The sequence below is a fragment of the Domibacillus sp. PGB-M46 genome, from assembly GCF_022668875.1.
GTDB lineage: Bacteria > Bacillota > Bacilli > Bacillales > Domibacillaceae > Domibacillus.
In genome coordinates, this window is sequence record NZ_JAKGCR010000003.1 from 219549 (window position 1) to 240234 (window position 20686).

The window sequence follows — 20686 nt, forward strand, 5'->3', positions numbered from 1 at the left end:
TTTTTTGCAAAAAAGAGAGTCAATTGCAAAACAATGGGGAAAAGAAAAAAGAATAACAAATAGGTGGTGAAAACAATGGAAACATTCAGCAGCCTGCATCCTGCGCTGCAGGCGTTAGCCGGCGGCATGATCAGCTGGGGAATGACAGCGCTTGGTGCAGCGGTCGTGTTTTTCTTTCGTAATATTAAAGAATCCATCATGAAAATGATGTTAGGATTTGCAGCAGGTGTGATGATTGCCGCTTCTTTTTGGTCGCTGCTGGCACCAGCCATTGAATTCAGCGAAAAAAGCGGACAGATTGCCTGGCTGCCGCCAGTAATCGGCTTTTTGCTGGGCGGCGTTTTTATTCGTCTGCTTGATGTCGTTGTGCCGCATGTGCATATCGGGCGGGAAAAAGGAGAAGGCCCGTCTACACAATTGAAAAAAACGACGCTCTTATTTTTAGCGATTACGCTTCATAATATTCCAGAAGGACTTGCCATTGGTGTGGCATTTGGAGCGGCTTCGATGAACATGGATGGAGCCACTATAGCGGCTGCTCTGGCGCTTGCTTTTGGAGTCGGCATTCAAAATATGCCGGAAGGAGCAGCGGTGTCCGTGCCGCTTCGCGGACAAGGGATGTCACGGCGAAAAGCATTTAACTACGGACAGGCATCGGCGCTCGTTGAGCCGATTTCAGCTGTGATTGGAGCGGCGGCGGTCCTGTTTATTCAGCCTATTTTGCCATACGCCCTTGCTTTTGCTGCAGGAGCCATGATTTTTGTCGTGGTCGAAGAGCTGATTCCGGAAGCAGAATCCTCGCGCAACACAGACCTTGCCACAATGGGTGTTATGGTCGGCTTTGCCCTGATGATGGTGCTCGATGTCGCGCTCGGATAATAAGAAAGCGGAAGGACCTGGTACCTGGTTATCAGCGACAAGCATAAGGAGCTGGCTATAAAGAGTAAAGGCTAAAATGCAGCATCCTGCTTCAACGCCTTTGTGGCTCACATCTTGTGAGCCTTCGGGCTGGCGGTAACTGGAGCTGGATCGAGACCGTGCCTGATACTGGTAAAAGAAAAAACAGCCCTATTCTCAGTGGAGAACAGGCGCTGTTTTTTTTCTTTTTAGCTCATAAAAAATAATCAGACTTAAGCCGGGCAAATAAATAGAAGGTTTTCGTTCCACATTTTCGTCTGTCAACGGTGATTCCTCCTCGTCCGAGCAAGTTCATACGTCCAGTATGAACTTGCGGAGAAGGATTGTCAGCGAGTCTGTTAGAATTCCTTCCAAACAATTTAAACCGCTTCTTCAGCTGCTTCGCTGCGTTTATTCGCCAGCCGCCAGTACAAATGATGTTGTTCGCCGTGTATGGTTACATGAATCCGAAATTCATTAGGATCAAGCCGTATATGATGCTCACGTGCCCATGCCAAAATAGAACGAAATCCGTTTTTTACATCTTTCTCTTGTCCGTCAAGCTCAAGTAAGGCATAGGAACCAGGCGGAATCGTTAAACTCGACATGCCGGACGGAATAATGTCGATATGGCTCACTTCCATAGCGATGCAGTGTGTATACAGCTGGCCAGCCCGCTTCAAGCAAATGTCCATTAAGTAGCCGTCTGTCTGAGAGGGAATCTGGCTGGCGGTTTCTAGAAACCGTTTTTTCCATTCAGGGCGCATAGCAGCAATTTCTTCTTCTGTACCGCTCATTTCAAATCCCACTACCGTAATTGCACGTACATCTACAAGTTTCGGATTCATGATCTCAGCTCCTTTTTCCCTTCTTTTCCCGCTTTTAAATGTTTTCACACCGTTTCCTAAGGGAATAGCAATTGTAAAAACGGTGAACAAAAGTTATACAAGGAAGGCTCTTTGTGAAAACAAATATATGTATTTCAGACGATGGTATAGCCGGTCTTTTATTCGGTATGCCGCTTGCACAAGGTGGCGTCGACATGATCGCTGCCGAAAGAAACGCTGCGCCTTCGATGGACTGAAACAGCATATAATCATTGCTTTCTAACCACCACATTTCCCCGATCTGAAAGTATAACAGAAGGCGAAATGATTGTATGCGGTCATTCTTTCCTGGATTTTTTCCTCTTCCTGATTTACAGGTGCGCACGATACTCCTTATTAAAAAAGAAGAATACAACGAGATGAAGCGAAGCGGGCCGCTTTGTGCAAACGGCGCAGAGCATCCATATACAGACGATGATAATTATCCATGGAAAAATAGGGGGAAGTAACATGATTGCTGAATATCAAAAAATGTGGGAAGCACGAAACTGGCTGAAGAAAAATGAACCCTTTTTGCCGACATGGCAGGCATATGTCGGCTACCGGCTTGATTTGTTTCATAAGCTTGCAGGCGGCGCGACACTTCAATCGCTTGCAGAAGACTACGGCTATGAAGAAACGCTTCTGCGTTCCTGGGCCGATACAGGAATCGTACTGGGTCATTTAAAACAGGCCGGCGGCCGGCTTATTCCTTCTAAAAAAATGCTGAAGTTTTTTTCACAGGAAAGTGATCACTCGGTTGGTGAGCTGCTCAAAGAATTATTTGAAATGCATATGCCTTCCCTGATGAACTATCCCCAAATGATCACATCCAATCAAAAAGGGCGGTTTAACGGAGAGGATTTTGGCAAAACAGTTGCGGCCACCTCCGCTTTAATTGAAAAAAGAGCATTTGGACATGTACTGTCGGAGATAAATGCACAAAAACCGCGCTGGGTGCTGGATATTGGCTGCGGAACGGGCGGCTATTTAATGAAGCTGGCTGATAAAATAAAACAAGGAACCTTCATTGGGGTGGACATCAGTAAAGAATGCATTGAAGAAGCACGCCAGAAAATCCGGAAGAAGAGCCTGGGGGGAAAAGTAAGGTTTTATTATGCAGATATCAATACGTGGGAAGTGCCAGACCGTTTTTTTGATGTGATCATGATGAATAACCTTCTTCATTACTACTCACAGGATGCGCGAAAAGAGCTGCTTGCGCGTGTCTCAAAGCTGATCAGCCAAAACGGGACCGTTATTATGATTACCCCTCTTTATCTGGAACGGGGCGGACAGCGCTTTTCAGCTGCGTTTAATTCATTTATGGAAGCGCATGAAAATTTATACCCGCTTCCAAGAAAGGATGAACTTGTCCGGGATGCAGAGGAAGCAGGACTTCAGCTAAGATCGATTAAAACGGTCGTGCGCGAAGGAAGCTGGTACTGTGTAAATTTTTCAAAAAAATAGCTATAATGAAGGAAACAAACTAAAGTGAGGCGGATAAAATGGCAATTGGGTATTTGAACGGGAAAATTATAAACTCAGATGATCCCGTGCTGCCGATTGATGAACGCGGACATCAATTTGGTGACGGAGTGTATGAATATATTCGTGTTTATAGCGGACGTCCTTTTATGATGAAGGAGCACCTGAACCGCTTTTTTAAAAGTGCTGAAGCGATCAGGCTGAATCTGGATCATTCACGGGAAGATATTGAAGAGATTACAGCCGGCTTGATCAAGAGAAGCGGGCTGTCTGATTGCGATATATACATGCAGGCGACACGCGGCATCGCTCCGCGCAACCACTTGTTTCCAAATGTGCCCGCGTCGATTTCCATGACGGTCAAGCCATTCCGGGCGATGGATGAAACACTGCGGGAAAATGGTGCCAGCATCAAGCTTTTGCCCGACGAACGCTGGCAAAACTGCTGGATTAAAACGCTCAATCTTTTGCCAAATCTCCTGGCGAAGCAGGAAGCGTTTGAAGCGGGCGCATTTGAGGCAGTGCTCGTCCGCGATGGGGTAGTAACAGAAGGATCAAGCTCTAATTTATTTCTCGTCAAAGAAGGCGAATTAATTACTCCGCCTGCGACAAAGCATATTTTGCACGGCATTACGCGCATGGCTGTGATTGATATCGCTGCAGAGCTTGGCATTCCTGTAAAAGAGGAGACATTTGCACCTGAAGCTGTTTTGAAAGCGGATGAAGTGTTCCTAACGAGTACCGGGATTGAGATTGTGCCGGTTACAACTGCGGATGACCAAAAGATTGGCAGTGGAAAGCCAGGCGACATAACGAAAAAAATCTACGAAGCATTTATGAAACGAGTTTAAAGCACAGGCCCTTCAACAGGAACTGAGACTGCCGACAAATTATATGGATGACCGTGCACATGAATGGGATGATCGGTGGCGTTCAGGCATCTCCGTTTTCCATGGGGCAGGCATTGAGTCCGACTTCGCCTGGCAGGCTTCATCGGTCTTAACTGCCCGCACGTCCCATAGGAGTCTGCGCTGCCCTCCCGCCGCCAAGTGGCTTGCGACAAGATTCCACAAAGCTAATAAGGTAAGGTCGCATCTTTCTGTTTACAAAAGAGAAAATGTCTATTCAGCCCGTGCTTATTGATGTTCAATAACACTTAGTGAAGCCTGCCGGACGAAGACTCCTGCGGGAAGTACAGTGAGTCGGAGACCCCGCAGGCGCAGCCGAGGAGGCTCCCGCACTGCCCTAAGGGGCGCGAAGTCCGACCGGCTTCACTTATCGGCTCTTTTTAAAAGCGAAAGACTTTGTCTACACACTGAGGCCCTTTAACAGGGCCTTTTTTTAATTTACTTGTACAGAATTTTCTGTAAATAATCTATTCAATTTCCTTTATCTGTGCCATAATAAGAAACATGATTTATTGATTGCATTATTTTTCAAAAATATTTTTAAAGGTGGATGCAATATGAATGATCAAAAACTAAAGATTAATGGTGCGCGACTCCAGGAATCACTTGAGACATTTGCTGGGTTTGGCCGGACAGCCCGAAACGGTGTGACACGGCTCGCTTTATCGGAAGAAGACCGCCTTGCACGCAATCATTTTCGCACATGCTGTGAAGAGATGGGCCTTTCCTTATCGGTGGACGATATGGGCAACATGTATGGGATGCTCCCGGGCCGTGAAAACAAACCGCCGGTTGTCATGGGTTCTCACCTTGACTCTGTTAAAAAAGGCGGACGCTTTGACGGTGTGCTCGGTGTAGCAGCGGGGATTGAAGTCATGCGGACTTTAACAGAAAACGGCGTAAAGCCAAGTGTGCCGGTTGTCGTCATGAATGTGACTAATGAGGAAGGCGCCCGCTTTGAACCGTCGATGATGTCCTCCGGTGTACTTTCCGGAAAGTTTAACAAAGAAGAAATGATGGCCAAAAAAGATGTAGAAGGCATCACGTTTGGAGAAGCATTGCGATCGATTGGTTATGAAGGCAAAGTGGAAAACAGGATGAAAGAAGCGGCAGCTTTCTTGGAATTACATATTGAGCAGGGGCCGATTTTAGAAAGAGAGAAGCTGTCGATTGGCATCGTTGAATGTGTGCTCGGTATGGTCTGTTATGAAATTGAAGTAGCAGGTGAATCGGACCACGCTGGCACTACGCCTATGTCAATGCGCAGCGATGCCTTGTTTGCGGCGGTGGATTTGATCAAAGAAGCGAGAGAAAAGCTTGCTGGGCTTGGTGATGACCTCGTTTATACGATTGGACGGATGAACGTGTCGCCGAACATTCATACAGTCATTCCAAACAAAGTGGTTTTTTCATTGGAAGCAAGGCATACTTCCGCAGAAATGATCCAAAAAGTAGAGGACATCATTTGGGAGATGCAGGGGTCTGACGAAAGAGCAGCATGCAATGTGAACGTCCAAAAATTGTGGGGACGTGAAACGGTCTGGTTTGAGCCGGCGCTCTGCAATGCTTTTGAGCAGTCGGCTGCTTCACTCGGTTTTTCTCATAAGCGGATGGTGAGCGGAGCAGGGCACGATGCGCAGTTCATGGCTTCTTACATTCCGTCGGCGATGATTTTTGTGCCGAGCGTAAATGGGAAGAGCCATGATGAAGACGAATTAACGTCCTGGGAAGACTGTGAAAGAGGCGTGAACGTGCTGCTTGAAACGATCCTTGCTTTGATCTGAAAAAAGGGCTCGATCACTTATAGTGATCGAGCCCTTTTTTAAAGATTTCTAAAATGATATCATGCTGGGTTTTGCTCATCACATGCTGGCGAATTTCATTCAGTTCCGCAACAAGGCCGGCATCTAAATGCAGGTTGACGGTTTTTCCTTTGTCGGCCTGCTGCACATCAAAGCCGCCTTCGCGTTTTTTTACCTGTCCTTCAAGCACGGTAATGTCGCCAAAAGCAACCCTGTCCGGCACTTGAATCATACTGCCTTCAAAAAAGATCTCTTTGGCATCTTCTGAAAAAGAAATGGCCAGCGAATGCCCGCTGTTACGGTTTTCATCCCGGATAAGCCGCGCTTTTTCCTGGTTGTCTCGTGTGTTTTGAATGGAAATTTTGGCCTTCACGTTACACCCCTCCCCTTCGCAAGCAGGATTCTTTAACCCCTTTTTTTATAGTAAAGGTTGACTCTATCTGCACTGTATAATGGAACTCCCCTTGTTGAAGAACGGAATCCATCACCATCGCACGCTCCGATCCAATCCATACCTGGTCGAGCACCTCAAAAGCAGGGGCCAAATAGCCTTTTTCAAACAAGAAATGATACACATTCTCTTTCGGATAGATAAACCGCTTCTTGCCCTGTTTTGTGCGGAGCGCCGGGAATGCCTGCTTTTCATCCAGCACCTCGCCAAGATAGCCTTCATCTGCCCATCTTTTGATTGTAGACATATTTAATTCACGGCCCGTGTGCTGCCGGATGAGCTCGATGATTTCTTTGGATGAGACGAACTGTTTACGCTCTTCTTCCTGCTCGGAAACAGCCGCCAGCTGGCAGCGAAGCTGTTCAAGCTGAGACTCATATTCATTGATTCGCTGCTCCAATTCGTTCCTGTTCACATGTGTCACTTCTTCCGTTGGTATTCTCTCCATCCTACACTAAAATAAAGTTCGTTTGTCAGAAAATATACCAAAAATGATGTGTGCATTTTTTGTTTGCTGTATAAATATTTTAAGATGCAATCAATAAATAATCAATAGACAGAAAACATGCAAGGGGGGAATGAACGATGCACATGAATCGAATGAAGAACCGTTCTGTTTCACTAACGGACCTGTCTCAAAATTTTCTCGAAATTGAACCTGATTTAACGGCCAGGGAAGCAATGGGTGAAGCAAATCGCTGCTTGTATTGCTATGACGCACCTTGTATTACAGCTTGTCCAACCTCGATTAACATTCCGTCGTTTATTAAAAAAATTGCTTCAGGCAATTTGAAAGGGTCGGCCAAAGTGATTATGGAAGCCAATCCGGTCGGGGCAAGCTGTGCGCGTGTTTGTCCGACAGAAGAATTATGTGAAGGTGCCTGTGTCCTTAACCATGCGTCACAGCCAATTATGATCGGCAACCTCCAGCGGCATGCCACTAACTGGGCGATACATAATCACGCGCAGCTGTTTAAGGCAGGAGAGAAAAATGGAAAGTCGGCCGCGATTATCGGCGGCGGTCCGGCGGGATTGTCCGCAGCACGTGAACTGGCGCGCCTTGGATTTGAAGTTACCATTTTCGAAGCGAAGGAAAAAGCCGGCGGCCTTGATACTTATGGCATTGTATCTTTCCGTCTTCCGCAGCGCGTATCCATGTGGGAGGTCGAGCAGGTGGAGAGCCTGGGCGTTACCATTCGTACAAACACCATTGTGGGTCGCGATATCAGTCCGGACGACATTTTGGAGAGCTATGATGCTGTGGTGCTTGCGGTTGGAATGGCCAGTGTTCCGCCTATCGGCATCCAGGGAGAAGGGGCCAAAGGCGTTTACGATGCGATTGAATTTGTAGAATCGACGAAAATACCGCCAATGGATACCCATTTGATCGGAAAGAAGGTAGTCGTCATTGGCGCTGGCAACACGGCGATTGATGCAGCGACATGCTCGGTCCGGCTCGGTGCCGCCGATGTGAAAATGCTGTATCGGCGAACTGAAGCCGAAATGACCGCCTATGAATTTGAGTATGAATTTGCCAAGCAGGAAGGAGTGGAGTTCCGCTGGCTTACACAGCCGGTTGGAATTGTACAGGATGAGAAGGGGGCAGTTAAAGGCGTAACGTGTATCCGAATGGAGCTTGGCGCTGCTGATGAATCCGGCCGCCGCCGGCCCGTACCGGTTGAGGGTTCCGGGTTTACCGTCGAAGCGGACGCGGTCATTCGTGCGATTGGGCAGAAGCGTTATACCGGCTTGATTGAAGCGTTTGGGTTAACTCATAAATGGGGGACCGTGAAAGTGAACCTGGACACACTCCAGACCTCTAATCCGAAAGTGTATGCGGCAGGAGATGTGATTTTTGGTGACGGGCAGGGGGATGCGATGGTCGTTACAGCAGCAGAACAGGGAAAACGGGCGGCTTACTCGATTTACAAACAGCTTGTCGGCCCTGGCATGGCGCAAACATCTTAAAAGGAGGAGATTTAGATGGCAGACTTACGTATAAACTTTGCAGGGATTCAGTCACCTAACCCGTTTTGGCTGGCATCGGCACCGCCGACTAATTCCGGCTACCAGGTGCAGCGGGCGTTTGAAGCCGGCTGGGGCGGCGCCGTATGGAAAACACTCGGTGCCCCGATTATTAATACATCCTCCCGGTTTGCGGCACTACACTTTAATGGCCAGCGTGTGGCGGGCTTTAACAATATCGAGCTCATTACAGACCGGCCGCTTGAAGTAAATTTAAAAGAAATTTACGAAACGAAAAAACGGTTTCCCAATCATGCTGTCATCGCTTCCTTGATGGTTGAACCGAAGCAGGAAAAGTGGCATGAAATTGTGAAAAAAGTAGAAGCCGCCGGCGTGGACGGGCTCGAATTAAACTTCGGCTGCCCGCATGGCATGGCGGAACGCGGCATGGGTGCGGCGTCCGGACAAGTACCGGAGCTGGTGGAAAAGCAGACGATGTGGGCGAAGGAAGCCGCCCGTACTCCGGTTATCGTCAAGCTGACACCAAACATTACTGATATTACGGCGACTGCCTGGGCGGCTGTACAGGGCGGGGCGGATGCGATCAGCATGATTAACACAATCAACAGCCTCGCCGGTGTGGACCTTGATTCGTGGAATACGATTCCGCACGTGGCAGGAAAAGGAGCACATGGCGGATACTGCGGCCCGGCCGTGAAGCCAATTGCTTTAAATATGGTGGCGGAATGTGCACGCAGCCCGGAAATTAACGTTCCGATCTCGGGCATTGGCGGCATTGGCACGTGGAAAGATGCGGCCGAGTTTATCTTAATGGGTGCTGGCAGCGTTCAAGTATGTACAGCAGCAATGCACCACGGGTTTAGCATTGTCGAAGATATGATCGACGGCTTAAGCAATTATCTCGACAGCAAAGGACTTGCTTCGGTTGAAGAGTTAATGGGCCGGACCGTTCCGCGTTACTCCGACTGGGGCAATCTCGACTTAAATTACAAAGTGGTCGCCCATATCAACCGCAATACATGCATCAACTGTAATAAATGCCATATCGCCTGCGAAGATACAGCACATCAATGTATCGAGATGCTGACGTCTTCAGATGGCAGCAAATATTTGCAGGTTCGTGAGGAGGACTGTGTCGGCTGCAATCTTTGCTCCATTGTCTGCCCGGTGGACGGCGCTATCGACATGATGGAAATTCCAAGCGGCCCGCCAATGACTTGGAACGAACGCCAGGCGGCCATTAAACAGCCAATTGCTTAAAGAAAAGGAGCGGATAAGCATGAAAAAAATCATTAAAAACGGCGTCATTGTAACGGCAGTGGATCAATACGAAGCGGATCTGCTCATCGAAAACGGAAAAATCACCCAAATCGGTACTGCGCTGGAGGAAGCGGCAGATGAAGTGATTGATGCAAAAGGTGCTTACCTGTTCCCAGGCGGTGTTGATCCTCATACACATCTGGACATGCCGTTTGGCGGCACAGTCACAGCAGATGATTTTGAAACGGGGACGATGGCAGCAGCATTCGGCGGCACAACGACCATCATTGACTTCTGTCTTACAAACAAAGGGGAGCCGCTGCAAAAAGCGATCCGTACGTGGCATGAGAAATCAAAGGATAAAGCCGTCATTGACTACGGCTTCCACCTGATGATTGGGGAAGTCAATGACACGGTGCTGGCGGAGATTCCAGAGGTGATTGAAAAAGAAGGTATTACATCCTTCAAAGTATTTATGGCATATAAAAATGTGTTTCAAGCAGATGATGCAACGCTGTTTCGTACGCTGCTCACAGCAAAGGAGTACGGCGCTCTCGTGATGGTTCATGCGGAAAACGGTGATGTGATCGACTACCTCGTAAACGACGCCCTGGAAAAAGGGCATACGGAACCGATTTACCACGCGCTTACACGCCCGCCGGAAGTAGAAGGAGAAGCAACTGGACGTGCAGCCGCACTGGCCGGCCTGGCAAATTCCCAGCTGTACGTTGTGCATGTGTCGTGCGCGGAAGCTGCCCATAAAATTGCAGAGGCACGCCAAAAAGGCTTTCAAGTTTGGGGCGAAACATGTCCACAATATTTGCTGCTCGATCAACATGATTTAGAAAAGCCGGATTTTGAAGGCGCTAAATACGTCTGGTCACCGCCTCTCCGTGAAAAGTGGAATCAGGATGTACTGTGGGACGCACTGAAAAATGGCCAGCTCCAAACGATCGGCTCTGACCAATGTTCTTTTAACTTTAATGGGCAGAAGGATCTCGGACGGGATGACTTCTCAAAAATTCCAAACGGGGGCCCGATCATTGAAGACCGATTCAGCCTGCTGTTTTCGGAAGGAGTGAAAAAAGGGCGTATTTCCATTCACCAGTTTGTTGATCTTGTGTCGACCCGTTCAGCAAAGCTATTCGGCCTGTTCCCGCAAAAAGGCACGATTGCAGTCGGCAGCGATGCGGATATCGTTATCTTTGATCCAAACAAGGAGCGGGTGATCTCTGCCGAAACCCATCATATGAACGTCGATTACAGTGCCTTTGAAGGAATGAAAGTAACAGGTGAGCCCATATCCGTACTCTCGCGTGGTGAATTTGTCATTCGGGAAGGAGAATTTACCGGCAAGCCGGGAAGCGGACAGTACATTAAAAGAAGCCGCTATAACAGTACGCAGGCGCGTCAGGCGATCATTGCCCAATAATCATCCAATGAAAGAGGAGGAATCATAAATGAAAGAGCCCAGCCGTTATTTAAAATCGCCGGATTTACTGCCGGTTGCTCACCGTGACCGTAAAATTGGGACGTTTGGTTTTGCGCTTATGTGGATTGGGATGGCGGTTGTGCTGGCTGCTTTTGCCATCGGCGGAGCGGCGGTGGAACAAATGCCGCTTTCATGGGTGCTTGCCGCCTCTTTTATCGGCTGTGTGCTGATTGGCCTGTTTATTTCCATTATTGCAGATATCGGGATCGAGCATGGGCTGTCTTTTCCCGTTTATATGCGGGCGCCGTTTGGAACAATCGGAACACATATCCCATCAGCGATCCGCGGTATTGCCGCATCCATGTGGTTCGGAATCAACACGTATTTCGGCGCTATGGCGATCAACGGTATTTTAAATGTGATGTTTGGCTTTGACAACTGGTTCGTCTGCTTTTTAGCTTTTGTGGCGGTGCAGGTCGCCAACACGATTATTGGGATCAAATCGATTGAGAAATTTGCAGATTTAGCTGCGCCTATTATTATTTTAATTTCACTCTGGATGTATATCACACTTGCCGACCAGGCGGCGGCGGCCGATAAAAATGTTTGGTCCTGGGTGGAAAACCCGCTTACCGGCGGTTTGCTGTTTAATGCTTTTATGGTTGTGGTTCTTGGGAACATGGGGTATTGGTCGACGCTGGCGGCCGATATTTCTTCGATTTCCCGTTTTATTAAAGCGCCGCAATTTGAGCGGAACTGGATCAAACGCAATAAAAGTGTGCTGGTCGGCAGTTTAATTGCCATGCCGCTTACGCAAACCTTTGTGGTAGCGATTGGCGGTGTAGCTTTTATTGCAGTAGGCAACTATGATCCGGTTGCCGCCTTGCAGGAAACGTCGAGCGGGCTTGTGCTGGCCGTTTTGCTGATGCTTATCGTCTTTGCCCAGTGGTCCACGAATACAGCGGCCAATCTTGTCCCGGCTGCCACCGTGTTTTCAAACATTGGCGGCCCGAAAGTACCATTTTATGCGGGTGTAATCGCAGCAGGCGTGATCGGTATGGTCACCCAGCCGTGGAACTTATTTAACGTTTTAATGCCGTTTCTGCTCGTTGTCGGCGGGGTGCTTTCCGCCATTGTCGGCATTTTGTTTGCAGACTATTATTTGATCCGCAAGCGCCGTGTGAATGTGCCGGACTTGTATGAAATGAAAGGGCAGTACCGCTATCATTACGGTGTAAACTGGGCCGGCATTATTTCCTGGGTAATAGGCGGCACGCTTGCCGTCATTTTTTCAACCTATTCGTTTTTTGTCGGCTTTGCGGTCGGCGCCGCTGCATATTATTTACTAGCGAAGTTTTGGTGGTTCCGCTCATACAAGCAAGCTGAGCTGGAAGACCCAAGTGACGACAAATACCTTGGCGTGACGGTCGGCCGTGACTGGACTATTCCATCAGAAAGCGAAACCGCAGCTGATGAACTGCCGCCGGCTGCGATTGAAAAATTGTAAAAAGGGGTGAGGGAGTATGTCCGATTACAAAGGGTTTATAAAAGAAAAGGAAGCCATCGATGCACTCCTCGATGACGGCTACCGGATTATCGCGGTAAGAGAAACGCTTGAAGGGGATTTTATCGAGTTTGAACGGCATATTGAACGAAAGGAACTGCACCTTTTAACAGCTGATGCACGCAAATACATTGGAACGCTCATTGTCGAAGCAAAAAGGGGAAGCAAAAACTCATACGGAGGCACATACGAAGAAGCGGGTGCAGCCGGACCCTGACCGCTTTCTCATGGAAGGTGCGCAGTAAAAGATCTCAAAACAGCCTTTATCCGTTTTATTTATACGGATAAAGGCTGTTTTCTGTTTGAAAAACGAAAATACAAATAAAATTTATGTTAGAAAATATTACATGAATGGATGATTAAACGTGTAAAGCGTATATAGTGAAAATTGTACAATATATTCGTAGCAGCGGAAGGAGACGGTTTGATGAAGCTTAAAAAAATGATAGGTGCATCTGTTATGTCTGTTTGTTTATTAGCTCCAGGAGCAGGGGTTTATACGGGTTTATCCGTACAGGCAGCCACAACAACTGCTTCTACAACGGTTAAGAGTGCGGACACCGATCTGCCAAACGTGAAAATTTTAGCAACCGGCGGTACGATCGCAGGCTCTTCTGCGAGTAATACGGATACAACGGATTACAATGCCGGGGAACTCGGTGTGGAGACCTTGATCAAAGCTGTTCCGGAAATGAAAAAGCTGGCTGATGTGAGCGGAGAGCAGATTGTCAATGTCGGCAGTCCGGAAATAAACAACGATATTTTATTGAAGCTTGGCAAGCGTATTAATACGCTGCTTGCGTCCGATGATGTGGATGGAATTGTCGTCACACACGGGACAGATACATTAGAAGAAACAGCTTATTTTCTTAATTTGGTCGTGAAAAGCACAAAGCCGGTCGTGGTGGTCGGTGCGATGCGTCCGGCTACGGCCATTAGTGCTGATGGGCCGATGAATTTATATAATGCTGTGAAGCTGGCGGCAAATCCATATGCGAAGAAAAAGGGCGTTATGGTTGCGTTTAACGACCGAATTGGTGCAGCGCGTTACATAACAAAAACAAACACAACAGCCCTTGATACATTTAAATCCTTAGAGCAGGGCTATTTAGGCGGTTTTGCAGGTGAAAGTGTTTATTTCAGCTCCATCTTGACTAAGAAGCATACTACACAGACTGCTTTTGATATTTCAAAAATTGAAAAGCTTCCTCAAGTAGATATCTTATATTCTTACCAAAATGAAGGAAGATATTTGGTTGATGCCGCTGTGGAAGCAGGAGCCAAAGGACTTGTTGTAGCAGGCTCTGGTAATGGGTCCATGTCGAGTATCGCAAGAGAAGGAGTGAAAGATGCGACAGAAGAAGGAGTAGCGGTTGTCCGCTCTACGCGCACAGGCAGCGGAGTTGTCACACACAGCCCTTCAGACGACAAAGACGGCCTTGTTTCTGCTGATTCCTTAAATCCACAAAAAGCCCGTATTTTGTTAATGTTAACTTTAACAAAAACGAGCGATCCGAAGAAAATCCAGCAGTATTTTGATAAATACTAAAATGAAGCTCAAATAAAAACCTGCCGCTCCTTCAAAACGAAAGAGCGGCAGGTTTTTATTGCTTTCTGTTCATTTTAAAGTGAGATTTTCTGCCAATAACTGAAATCTATTTGGGTGAATGTGGTAAGCTGAACTCAATTTTACCTTCAATGTTTGCCTGCCGGTCAATAAAGCGTGAAATGGAGGCTGGGAGAATGAAAAGAATGGGTTATCGTGGAGTGAGCTTTGGAGAAGCGAAACGTGTAATCGCCACTCAATGTTACGAGCGGATGGAAAGGCGGCAGTTTGAAGACGGCGTTCAAGCGCGGTCTATTTTTGGTCCTGGCCTTTATTTAATCAGCGATGCAAAGCTTGCCGCCCACTATGCATTTTGTCACGCGGAAACCGAAGGAAGCAGCCGTGCGGCCGTGCTGAAGCAGGACATCCAGCTGGATCGGCCTATGGTTATTAACTGCCGGTACACAGAAACAGATCTTAGACGGGATGCACTTGAGTGGAAATATGCCGAAAGAGCGGTGCCTGCTGTTCGCCCGGAACATGTTCATGCATGGATTGGCCGGATTACCAAAGACTATCTTCTGGCTCACTCTTTTGACGGAATTGTGTATCACGTGGACGATACGGTTATTTATTATGTTGCTTATTTTCAAGAAAAACAAATCCACGGCATTGATCTCGCTTTTACATTTACAATGACTGGTGCATAAAACAGTTTGTTCAAGCGTAAAAGCTCATTCTTTTGATACAATAAGGAGAAGAATGAGTAAAGGAAGTGGCGCGTATGATCAGACGGGCTTTGCTGTTGTTCTTTTTTGTTTTCGGCAGTATCGCCAGCCCTGGACAGGCGGCGGCCATCCATTATATAGCAATTGGTGATTCGCTTGCGGCGGGCCAGACGCCGAACCGGGAAATTGGAGCAGGGTATGCAGATATGATTGCGCTTGCGATCCGGCCGGATTCTTATTCAAAGGAGCTGGCGATTCCCGGCTACACGGTAAGTCAGGTGATCAGCCAGGTGGAAAGTGCAGCGGGGAAAAAAGCCATTCAGTCGGCCGACCTCATTACCATTTCAGCGGGCGCGAATGACCTGCTGCCGCTTATTCAAAATGATCCGAAGCGCGGGCTGCTTACCTTTAACGCAGTAACGGCTGCTTTTGCCTTAAATGGCGTGAGGGAAAACTATGCGGTGCTGCTTGAGAAAATGAAAGCACTGAACCCGCAGGCGGATATCTATGCAATGGGTTATTATTTCCCGTATCCTCATGTGTTTGACCAGCACAAGCCGGCCGTTAGTGAGCAGTTGAACCTGCTTAACCAGATCATTAAACAAGAAGCGGAGAGAGCGGGTGCCGTCTTTGTTCCGGTGGCGGATCGTTTTGGACTGGACGGAGTGGAATATGTGCCGAACCCGGGCGATGTACATCCAAACGGCGCAGGCTATCTGCAGATGGCGAATGCCTTTTTAGCTGTATATGCTCCTGGTACAAAGCTGCCTTCCTCCATTTTAGGACAGCTGCCGAAGCCGATCCCGCTGGCTGATTTAATCAAACAGCGGCAAAAGATGCTGGAACGTGAGCAGAAGCAGGAGAAAAAGGCAGCGGAAGAAACGGATCAAACAGCGGCTGTACAAGGTTGTACAAGGGAAGAAGTATATGCCGCTGCACTTTAAAGCATGAACAGGCATGTACGAATAGAAGAAAAATAAAAAAAGCGTTCACGAATCAGTTCTGGATTCGGGAACGCTTTTTAGGTTACATTTTTAATTGGCTCATCGTATAAACAAATACGACCGCAATTGTAATCGGCACAATCCAGCGCATAAGCGGCAGCCAGTACGCGTACGTAGATCCGAAGCGGCCGGCATTGAGTTCGTACTCGCTTTTTACAATCGCCTGATCCATCCGCCAGGCAATAAACAGCGCGATCAGCAGGTTGCCGAGCGGCAGAAGGATATTGCTGACGAGATAATCGGTCATATCAAAAATGTTGCGGCCGAAGTAGGAAATATCGGCGAACGCACTAAAGGATAGAGCCGCAGGAATGCCCGCCAGAAAAACGATGATACCGGAGATAAGTGAAATCTTTTTACGTGATGCTGCTTCCCCTTTCGTAAAAGCTGCGGTGATAATTTCAAGCAGGCTGAACGAAGAAGTAAGTGTTGCAAACAAAAACAGCAGTAAAAACATAAATAAGAACAATTCACCAAAAGGCATTTGCGAAAAAACAGCCGGCAGTACGACGAACAGAAGCCCAGGCCCAGCTGTCGGCTCTAAGCCGAATGCAAAAACGGCCGGGAAAATGGCAAGTCCCGCTAAAACGGAAACAAAAATATTCATAATCGCCACAGAACCGGCAGACGAGGGAATACTCACGTCTTTACCTAAATACGAGCTGTAGGTGACCATGCAGGAAAATCCGACAGCTAGTGAGAAAAAGGAATGTCCAAGTGCATATAAGACAGCTTCTGCATTAATTTTCGAAAAGTCCGGCTGCAAGAAAAATGCCACGCCTTCCATCGCTCCGTTGAGTGTTAAGGAGCGGATCACTAAAATAATGAAGAAAATAAATAAAAGAGGCATCATATATTTGCTGGCAAACTCAATGCCTTTTTGGACACCGGCTGCAATGACAATAATGTTCAGCAGTATAAAAAGAGCGTGGCCGCCAATCGTCAGCCATCCATTTTGGGTCATCGCGCCAAACATGGCACCGGGATCACCGCTGCCGATGACACCGCCATAAAGAGCACGGATGGTATAAATGAGTACCCAGCCGCCGACTACGCTGTAAAAAGAAAGCAGTAAAAAGCAGCCGACTACGCCGATTTTACCTGTGAGTGTCCAAAAAGAATCCGGCGCTAATTTTTTATAAGCACCAACCGCTTCCCGGCCGGAACCGCGTCCAATAATAAACTCTGAAACCAGCATAGGAAGCCCGATTAAAAGAGTGAAAATAACGAATAAAAGCAAAAAAGCACCGCCGCCGCTTTGGCCGGTTACATAAGGGAATTTCCAAATCGCCCCAAGCCCAATCGCCGCGCCGGCTGAGGACAAAATAAAGCCGATCTTCGACGACCATTGTTCTTGTTTCTCCAATTGCTTTGCCTCCAATAACAAGTCATTTGTTATTTTACTATAGCACGAATCGAGGCGAACGGCTGAATATATTTTCAAAGCAGGCGGAATCGTATATAATGAGGAAATTGAAATTAAACTGAAAAACTGGAGTGTACATGATGAATGCAAATATAAATTCACCCGAAAACGTACCGAGTGGACAAAGCCGTCCTGAAAACCGGGGCCGCCTGCTTGTAAAGTGTCCAGATGGGCCGGGAATTGTCGCTGCGCTCTCAAAATTTTTGTTTGAGCAGGGTGCGAATATTATTGAGTCAAGCCAGTATACGAGTGATCCGCAAGGCGGCACTTTTTTTATCCGGCTCGAATTTGACTGCGAAGGACTAATGGACAAGCGGGATGCGATGGAAAAAGAATTCTCGTCACTTGCAGAGAACTTTAGTATGGAGTTCCGCTTTGCATACGGAAGCGAGCGGAAGAAAACAGCCATTTTTGTTTCAAAAGAACCGCATGCCCTGCTGGAGCTTTTATGGGAATGGCAAAGCGGCGATCTGCCGACGGATATCGCCTTCGTAGCTGGAAACCACGAAGAAGCCCGGGGGATGGTTGAATCGCTCGGTATTCCGTTCTATCACATCCCGGCAAACAAAGACATTCGCCGGCAGGTGGAAGAGGAACAGTCACGCTTGATTGAAGAGCATAAGGTCGATGTCATCGTACTGGCACGCTACATGCAAATTTTAACACCAGAATTTGTAGAGAAGTATCCGAACAAAATTATTAACATTCATCACTCGTTTCTGCCGGCGTTTATCGGTGCGCGTCCGTACGAGCGTGCGTACAACCGTGGCGTGAAGCTGATCGGTGCGACGTCTCACTATGTAACCAATGATTTAGATGAAGGGCCAATCATTGAACAGGATATTGAACGTGTAGATCACCGCGATCATGTGGCGGATTTGAAAAAAATCGGCCGCTCGATTGAACGGCGTGTTCTGGCACGGGCAGTTAAGTGGCATTTGGAAGATCGCATTATCGTGCACGGCAACAAAACCATTGTGTTTCAATAAGAAAAAGCTGTCCTGTTCAGGGCAGCTTTTTTACATTTACATGCGTACAATCAGGGTTGCAGTCAGTGAATGAGAAATATTTCGATTTTTTTTATTTTAGCGGATGAGGGTATGCCCGGTTTCTCAGACGTGAAATATGGGAACAAACACGGTAGTATGGACAGAAACATGGGAAGAAAGGGAGATGTGATGTTTGATTCTCTGTTGTTTTATATAATGATCACACTTGTTGTTGGAATCGCGTCTCAATGGACAGCTTGGCGCTATAGGCTTCCGGCGATTGTGGTCATGTCGGTGGCAGGTCTTTTAATTGGCCCGCTGGCCGGCTGGTTTAACCCGAAAGATGTATTTGGCGATTTGTTTGGTCCTATTATCTCCGCCGCGGTTGCCATTATTTTATTTGAAGGCAGCTTAAATCTTGATTTCCGCGAGGTTAAAACGGTTCGGCAGCCGATTCGCAGGATCGTAACATTAGGTGCTTTTATCGCCTGGATCGCCGGCTCGCTGGCTGCGCATTATGTAGCCGGGCTGTCTCTGGCCGTTTCGTTTGTGATTGGCGGTTTGTTTATTGTCACAGGCCCGACTGTTATTCTTCCGCTTCTGCGCCAGGCGAAGCTGAAGCCGCGCACGTCCGCCATATTGAAATGGGAAGGGATCGTTGTAGACCCGTTTGGCGCTCTTCTTGCACTGTTTGCATTTGAACTTATTAAGTTTTTTACAGGAGAAGAAACAGCCGCTACGTTTATTAATTTCTTGTTCGGCTCCGTCTTTGCGGTAATACTCGGCGTAGTATTTGGCCTTGGTCTTGGCAAAGCGCTTGAAAAAGGGCGTGTGCCGGAATACTTAAAGTCTCCGTCCGTATTTGTTGTCGTGATCGCCTGCTTTACGATTGCTGATGAAACGATGCATGAAACGGGGCTGCTTGCGGTAACGGCGATGGGGATGGTAATGGCGAACATGCACATTACTTCTATTAAAGACATGCGCCATTTCAAGGAAAACATTTCTATCCTGCTTATTTCGACCATTTTTATTATGCTGACAGCATCCCTGACAAGAGAAACGCTGATGCAGATTTTTGATTTCCGTATTATTGCTTTCGTACTGATCATGCTGTTCGTCGTTCGCCCGTTATCGATTTGGCTTTCTACAATCGGGACGGATATGACAAATGGGGAAAAAACGCTCGTCGGCTGGATTGCGCCGCGCGGCATTGTGGCACTCACGGTGTCCGGCTACTTTGCCCAGTCGCTTTTTGAAGCGGGGTATGAGGATGCTTCACTGCTGACACCGCTCACGTTTGCCCTTGTGTTTTCTACTGTTGTAGCTCATGGCTTTTCAATCGGCTGGCTGGCTAAAAAGCTTCATTTGGCTTCAACCGATAAGCCGGGCGTCCTGCTTGTTGGCGGCAATACCTTTACGGCAAAGCTCGGTAAAACATTGCAGGATTTAAATATTCCCGTACTTGTGGCGGACGACTCATGGCAACGGCTTCATGCGGCACGGCAGGCTAATCTGCCGGTTTACCACGGTGAAATTTTATCGGAGAGCACCGAATATCATCTTGAACTGACGCCGTATGAGTACATGATTGCCGCAACGAGCGATGAGGCGTATAACGCACTCGTCTGCTCTACCTTTATTCCGGAGATGGGCCGTGTGAATTTGTACCAAATTGCTTCAGGACCGGAGCGGACAGAAACAGCGAAAGAATTCAATAAAACGGTGGGCGGAAAAGTGCTGTTTGATTCATCTGCCCATTATCAGGCGTTAACATCCCGGGCGGCTGATTACGTTTTTCGAAAAACAGAGCTGACGGAACGCTTCGGCTACGACAGCTATTTAAAAGAGCTGGACGAAAATACGCTGCTTTTGTTCCTGGTAAAGCCTTCCGGCAAGCTGGCTTTTTACACACGCGACGCCTCGCCTCGGGGAGAAGCGGGAGATATCGTGGTGAGTTTAATGCCGCCTGTAAAGGAAATAGCGAAAGCAAAAGAAAAAATCGCGGAGCAGCGCCGCGGGCAGTAGGACGAAAAAAGCGGCCTTCATCGGGGCCGCTTTTTTCTGACAGTAAATCAGAGAGAGTATGGAATTGTATTTTATACATTGAGCCGCTTCAAGCGGCTTCACATTTATAAGTATAAAATATTTTGAAAGTGCTTTCATCACAAAGAACATAAAACCGTATTTTTTTGACACAAAGCAGCAAATTTTTAACGTGAAGTAGAATTTTTAAACAGGAGAAAAAACGGGCCGTTTTAGCGTAAGAATAAGCTGTATTTGTCCCACTTATAACGAAAAGAGGAGCTGCGTTAAAAACAGCTCCTTAAGGAATATAG

Annotated in this window: 20 protein-coding genes; 16 read left to right on the forward strand and 4 right to left on the reverse strand. The window is 47.6% G+C overall.

Annotation, left to right across the window (positions count from 1 at the left end; translation table 11 throughout):
- Positions 1 to 75: 75 nt before the first annotated feature.
- On the forward strand, positions 76 to 879 hold the full coding sequence (locus tag L2D08_RS05190) for a ZIP family metal transporter (RefSeq protein WP_242232677.1): 804 nt from the start codon (positions 76 to 78) through the stop codon (positions 877 to 879).
- Positions 880 to 1277: 398 nt separating this feature from the next.
- On the opposite strand, the gene L2D08_RS05195 is transcribed toward L2D08_RS05190, so the two are convergent.
- Positions 1278 to 1745 carry a GyrI-like domain-containing protein gene (locus L2D08_RS05195; protein ID WP_242232678.1) on the reverse strand — a complete coding sequence of 156 codons (468 nt, stop codon included), beginning with the start codon at positions 1743 to 1745 and terminating at the stop codon, positions 1278 to 1280.
- 113 nt (positions 1746 to 1858) lie between these two features.
- Here L2D08_RS05195 and L2D08_RS24000 point away from each other — a divergent pair, with 113 nt between their 5' ends.
- From L2D08_RS24000 to L2D08_RS05215, 5 genes are all read left to right on the forward strand, one after another.
- Complete coding sequence (locus tag L2D08_RS24000) at positions 1859 to 1981, forward strand: hypothetical protein (protein ID WP_255821822.1); 123 nt, start codon at positions 1859 to 1861, stop codon at positions 1979 to 1981.
- A gap of 75 nt (positions 1982 to 2056) precedes the next feature.
- The gene (locus L2D08_RS05200) at positions 2057 to 2233 is read left to right on the forward strand and encodes a hypothetical protein (RefSeq protein WP_242232679.1); all 177 of its coding nucleotides are present in this window, start codon (positions 2057 to 2059) and stop codon (positions 2231 to 2233) included.
- A 1-nt stretch (position 2234) separates the two neighbouring features.
- A complete protein-coding gene (locus L2D08_RS05205; protein ID WP_242232680.1) occupies positions 2235 to 3233 on the forward strand; it encodes a methyltransferase domain-containing protein in 999 nt (332 codons plus the stop codon).
- Positions 3234 to 3271: 38 nt separating this feature from the next.
- Positions 3272 to 4102, forward strand: a complete 831-nt coding sequence (gene dat / locus L2D08_RS05210; protein WP_242232681.1) for a D-amino-acid transaminase — start codon at positions 3272 to 3274, stop codon at positions 4100 to 4102.
- A 614-nt stretch (positions 4103 to 4716) separates the two neighbouring features.
- Positions 4717 to 5943 (forward strand): Zn-dependent hydrolase, encoded by a 1227-nt coding sequence (locus L2D08_RS05215; RefSeq protein ID WP_242232682.1) that lies wholly within the window; start codon positions 4717 to 4719, stop codon positions 5941 to 5943.
- 13 nt (positions 5944 to 5956) lie between these two features.
- Here L2D08_RS05215 and L2D08_RS05220 read toward each other — a convergent pair whose 3' ends face one another.
- Both L2D08_RS05220 and L2D08_RS05225 read right to left on the reverse strand, forming a co-directional pair.
- Positions 5957 to 6334 carry a hypothetical protein gene (locus L2D08_RS05220; RefSeq protein WP_242232684.1) on the reverse strand — a complete coding sequence of 126 codons (378 nt, stop codon included), beginning with the start codon at positions 6332 to 6334 and terminating at the stop codon, positions 5957 to 5959.
- Position 6335: 1 nt separating this feature from the next.
- On the reverse strand, positions 6336 to 6827 hold the full coding sequence (locus L2D08_RS05225; RefSeq protein WP_242232685.1) for a hypothetical protein: 492 nt from the start codon (positions 6825 to 6827) through the stop codon (positions 6336 to 6338).
- A gap of 176 nt (positions 6828 to 7003) precedes the next feature.
- Here L2D08_RS05225 and L2D08_RS05230 point away from each other — a divergent pair, with 176 nt between their 5' ends.
- From L2D08_RS05230 to L2D08_RS05265, 8 genes are all read left to right on the forward strand, one after another.
- Positions 7004 to 8380 carry an NAD(P)-dependent oxidoreductase gene (locus L2D08_RS05230; RefSeq protein WP_242232822.1) on the forward strand — a complete coding sequence of 459 codons (1377 nt, stop codon included), beginning with the start codon at positions 7004 to 7006 and terminating at the stop codon, positions 8378 to 8380.
- A gap of 15 nt (positions 8381 to 8395) precedes the next feature.
- Complete coding sequence (preA, locus tag L2D08_RS05235) at positions 8396 to 9658, forward strand: NAD-dependent dihydropyrimidine dehydrogenase subunit PreA (RefSeq protein WP_242232686.1); 1263 nt, start codon at positions 8396 to 8398, stop codon at positions 9656 to 9658.
- 19 nt (positions 9659 to 9677) lie between these two features.
- Entirely contained in the window at positions 9678 to 11090 is a 1413-nt protein-coding gene (hydA, locus tag L2D08_RS05240) for a dihydropyrimidinase (RefSeq protein ID WP_242232690.1), read from the forward strand.
- A 28-nt stretch (positions 11091 to 11118) separates the two neighbouring features.
- A complete protein-coding gene (locus tag L2D08_RS05245) occupies positions 11119 to 12597 on the forward strand; it encodes an NCS1 family transporter (protein WP_242232692.1) in 1479 nt (492 codons plus the stop codon).
- A 16-nt stretch (positions 12598 to 12613) separates the two neighbouring features.
- Positions 12614 to 12871 carry a hypothetical protein gene (locus L2D08_RS05250; RefSeq protein ID WP_242232694.1) on the forward strand — a complete coding sequence of 86 codons (258 nt, stop codon included), beginning with the start codon at positions 12614 to 12616 and terminating at the stop codon, positions 12869 to 12871.
- A gap of 210 nt (positions 12872 to 13081) precedes the next feature.
- On the forward strand, positions 13082 to 14203 hold the full coding sequence (locus L2D08_RS05255) for a type II asparaginase (RefSeq protein WP_242232695.1): 1122 nt from the start codon (positions 13082 to 13084) through the stop codon (positions 14201 to 14203).
- Positions 14204 to 14397: 194 nt separating this feature from the next.
- A complete protein-coding gene (locus L2D08_RS05260; RefSeq protein WP_242232696.1) occupies positions 14398 to 14910 on the forward strand; it encodes a hypothetical protein in 513 nt (170 codons plus the stop codon).
- 74 nt (positions 14911 to 14984) lie between these two features.
- Positions 14985 to 15872: an SGNH/GDSL hydrolase family protein gene (locus L2D08_RS05265; RefSeq protein ID WP_242232697.1), complete on the forward strand. Its 888-nt coding sequence runs from the start codon at positions 14985 to 14987 to the stop codon at positions 15870 to 15872.
- Between the two features lie 82 nt (positions 15873 to 15954).
- On the opposite strand, the gene L2D08_RS05270 is transcribed toward L2D08_RS05265, so the two are convergent.
- The gene (locus L2D08_RS05270; protein WP_242232698.1) at positions 15955 to 17298 is read right to left on the reverse strand and encodes a sodium-dependent transporter; all 1344 of its coding nucleotides are present in this window, start codon (positions 17296 to 17298) and stop codon (positions 15955 to 15957) included.
- A 140-nt stretch (positions 17299 to 17438) separates the two neighbouring features.
- Between L2D08_RS05270 and purU the strand changes: the two genes are divergently transcribed.
- Entirely contained in the window at positions 17439 to 18347 is a 909-nt protein-coding gene (gene purU / locus L2D08_RS05275; RefSeq protein WP_242232699.1) for a formyltetrahydrofolate deformylase, read from the forward strand.
- A gap of 189 nt (positions 18348 to 18536) precedes the next feature.
- Positions 18537 to 20375 carry a cation:proton antiporter gene (locus L2D08_RS05280; RefSeq protein WP_242232823.1) on the forward strand — a complete coding sequence of 613 codons (1839 nt, stop codon included), beginning with the start codon at positions 18537 to 18539 and terminating at the stop codon, positions 20373 to 20375.
- Positions 20376 to 20686: the final 311 nt, after the last annotated feature.

What these genes read in the sequence shown, in the direction of transcription:
- L2D08_RS05205 (WP_242232680.1), top strand. Translation starts at nt 2,235, where the DNA reads ATGATTGCTGAATATCAAAAAATGTGGGAAGCACGAAACTGGCTGAAG.
- hydA (WP_242232690.1), top strand. Translation starts at nt 9,678, where the DNA reads ATGAAAAAAATCATTAAAAACGGCGTCATTGTAACGGCAGTGGATCAA.
- L2D08_RS05230 (WP_242232822.1), top strand. Translation starts at nt 7,004, where the DNA reads ATGAATCGAATGAAGAACCGTTCTGTTTCACTAACGGACCTGTCTCAA.
- L2D08_RS05195 (WP_242232678.1), bottom strand. Translation starts at nt 1,745, where the DNA reads ATGAATCCGAAACTTGTAGATGTACGTGCAATTACGGTAGTGGGATTT.
- purU (WP_242232699.1), top strand. Translation starts at nt 17,439, where the DNA reads ATGAATGCAAATATAAATTCACCCGAAAACGTACCGAGTGGACAAAGC.
- L2D08_RS05255 (WP_242232695.1), top strand. Translation starts at nt 13,082, where the DNA reads ATGAAGCTTAAAAAAATGATAGGTGCATCTGTTATGTCTGTTTGTTTA.
- L2D08_RS05190 (WP_242232677.1), top strand. Translation starts at nt 76, where the DNA reads ATGGAAACATTCAGCAGCCTGCATCCTGCGCTGCAGGCGTTAGCCGGC.
- L2D08_RS05260 (WP_242232696.1), top strand. Translation starts at nt 14,398, where the DNA reads ATGAAAAGAATGGGTTATCGTGGAGTGAGCTTTGGAGAAGCGAAACGT.
- dat (WP_242232681.1), top strand. Translation starts at nt 3,272, where the DNA reads ATGGCAATTGGGTATTTGAACGGGAAAATTATAAACTCAGATGATCCC.
- L2D08_RS05245 (WP_242232692.1), top strand. Translation starts at nt 11,119, where the DNA reads ATGAAAGAGCCCAGCCGTTATTTAAAATCGCCGGATTTACTGCCGGTT.
- L2D08_RS05280 (WP_242232823.1), top strand. Translation starts at nt 18,537, where the DNA reads ATGTTTGATTCTCTGTTGTTTTATATAATGATCACACTTGTTGTTGGA.
- L2D08_RS05265 (WP_242232697.1), top strand. Translation starts at nt 14,985, where the DNA reads ATGATCAGACGGGCTTTGCTGTTGTTCTTTTTTGTTTTCGGCAGTATC.
- L2D08_RS05200 (WP_242232679.1), top strand. Translation starts at nt 2,057, where the DNA reads ATGCGGTCATTCTTTCCTGGATTTTTTCCTCTTCCTGATTTACAGGTG.
- L2D08_RS05215 (WP_242232682.1), top strand. Translation starts at nt 4,717, where the DNA reads ATGAATGATCAAAAACTAAAGATTAATGGTGCGCGACTCCAGGAATCA.
- L2D08_RS05250 (WP_242232694.1), top strand. Translation starts at nt 12,614, where the DNA reads ATGTCCGATTACAAAGGGTTTATAAAAGAAAAGGAAGCCATCGATGCA.
- preA (WP_242232686.1), top strand. Translation starts at nt 8,396, where the DNA reads ATGGCAGACTTACGTATAAACTTTGCAGGGATTCAGTCACCTAACCCG.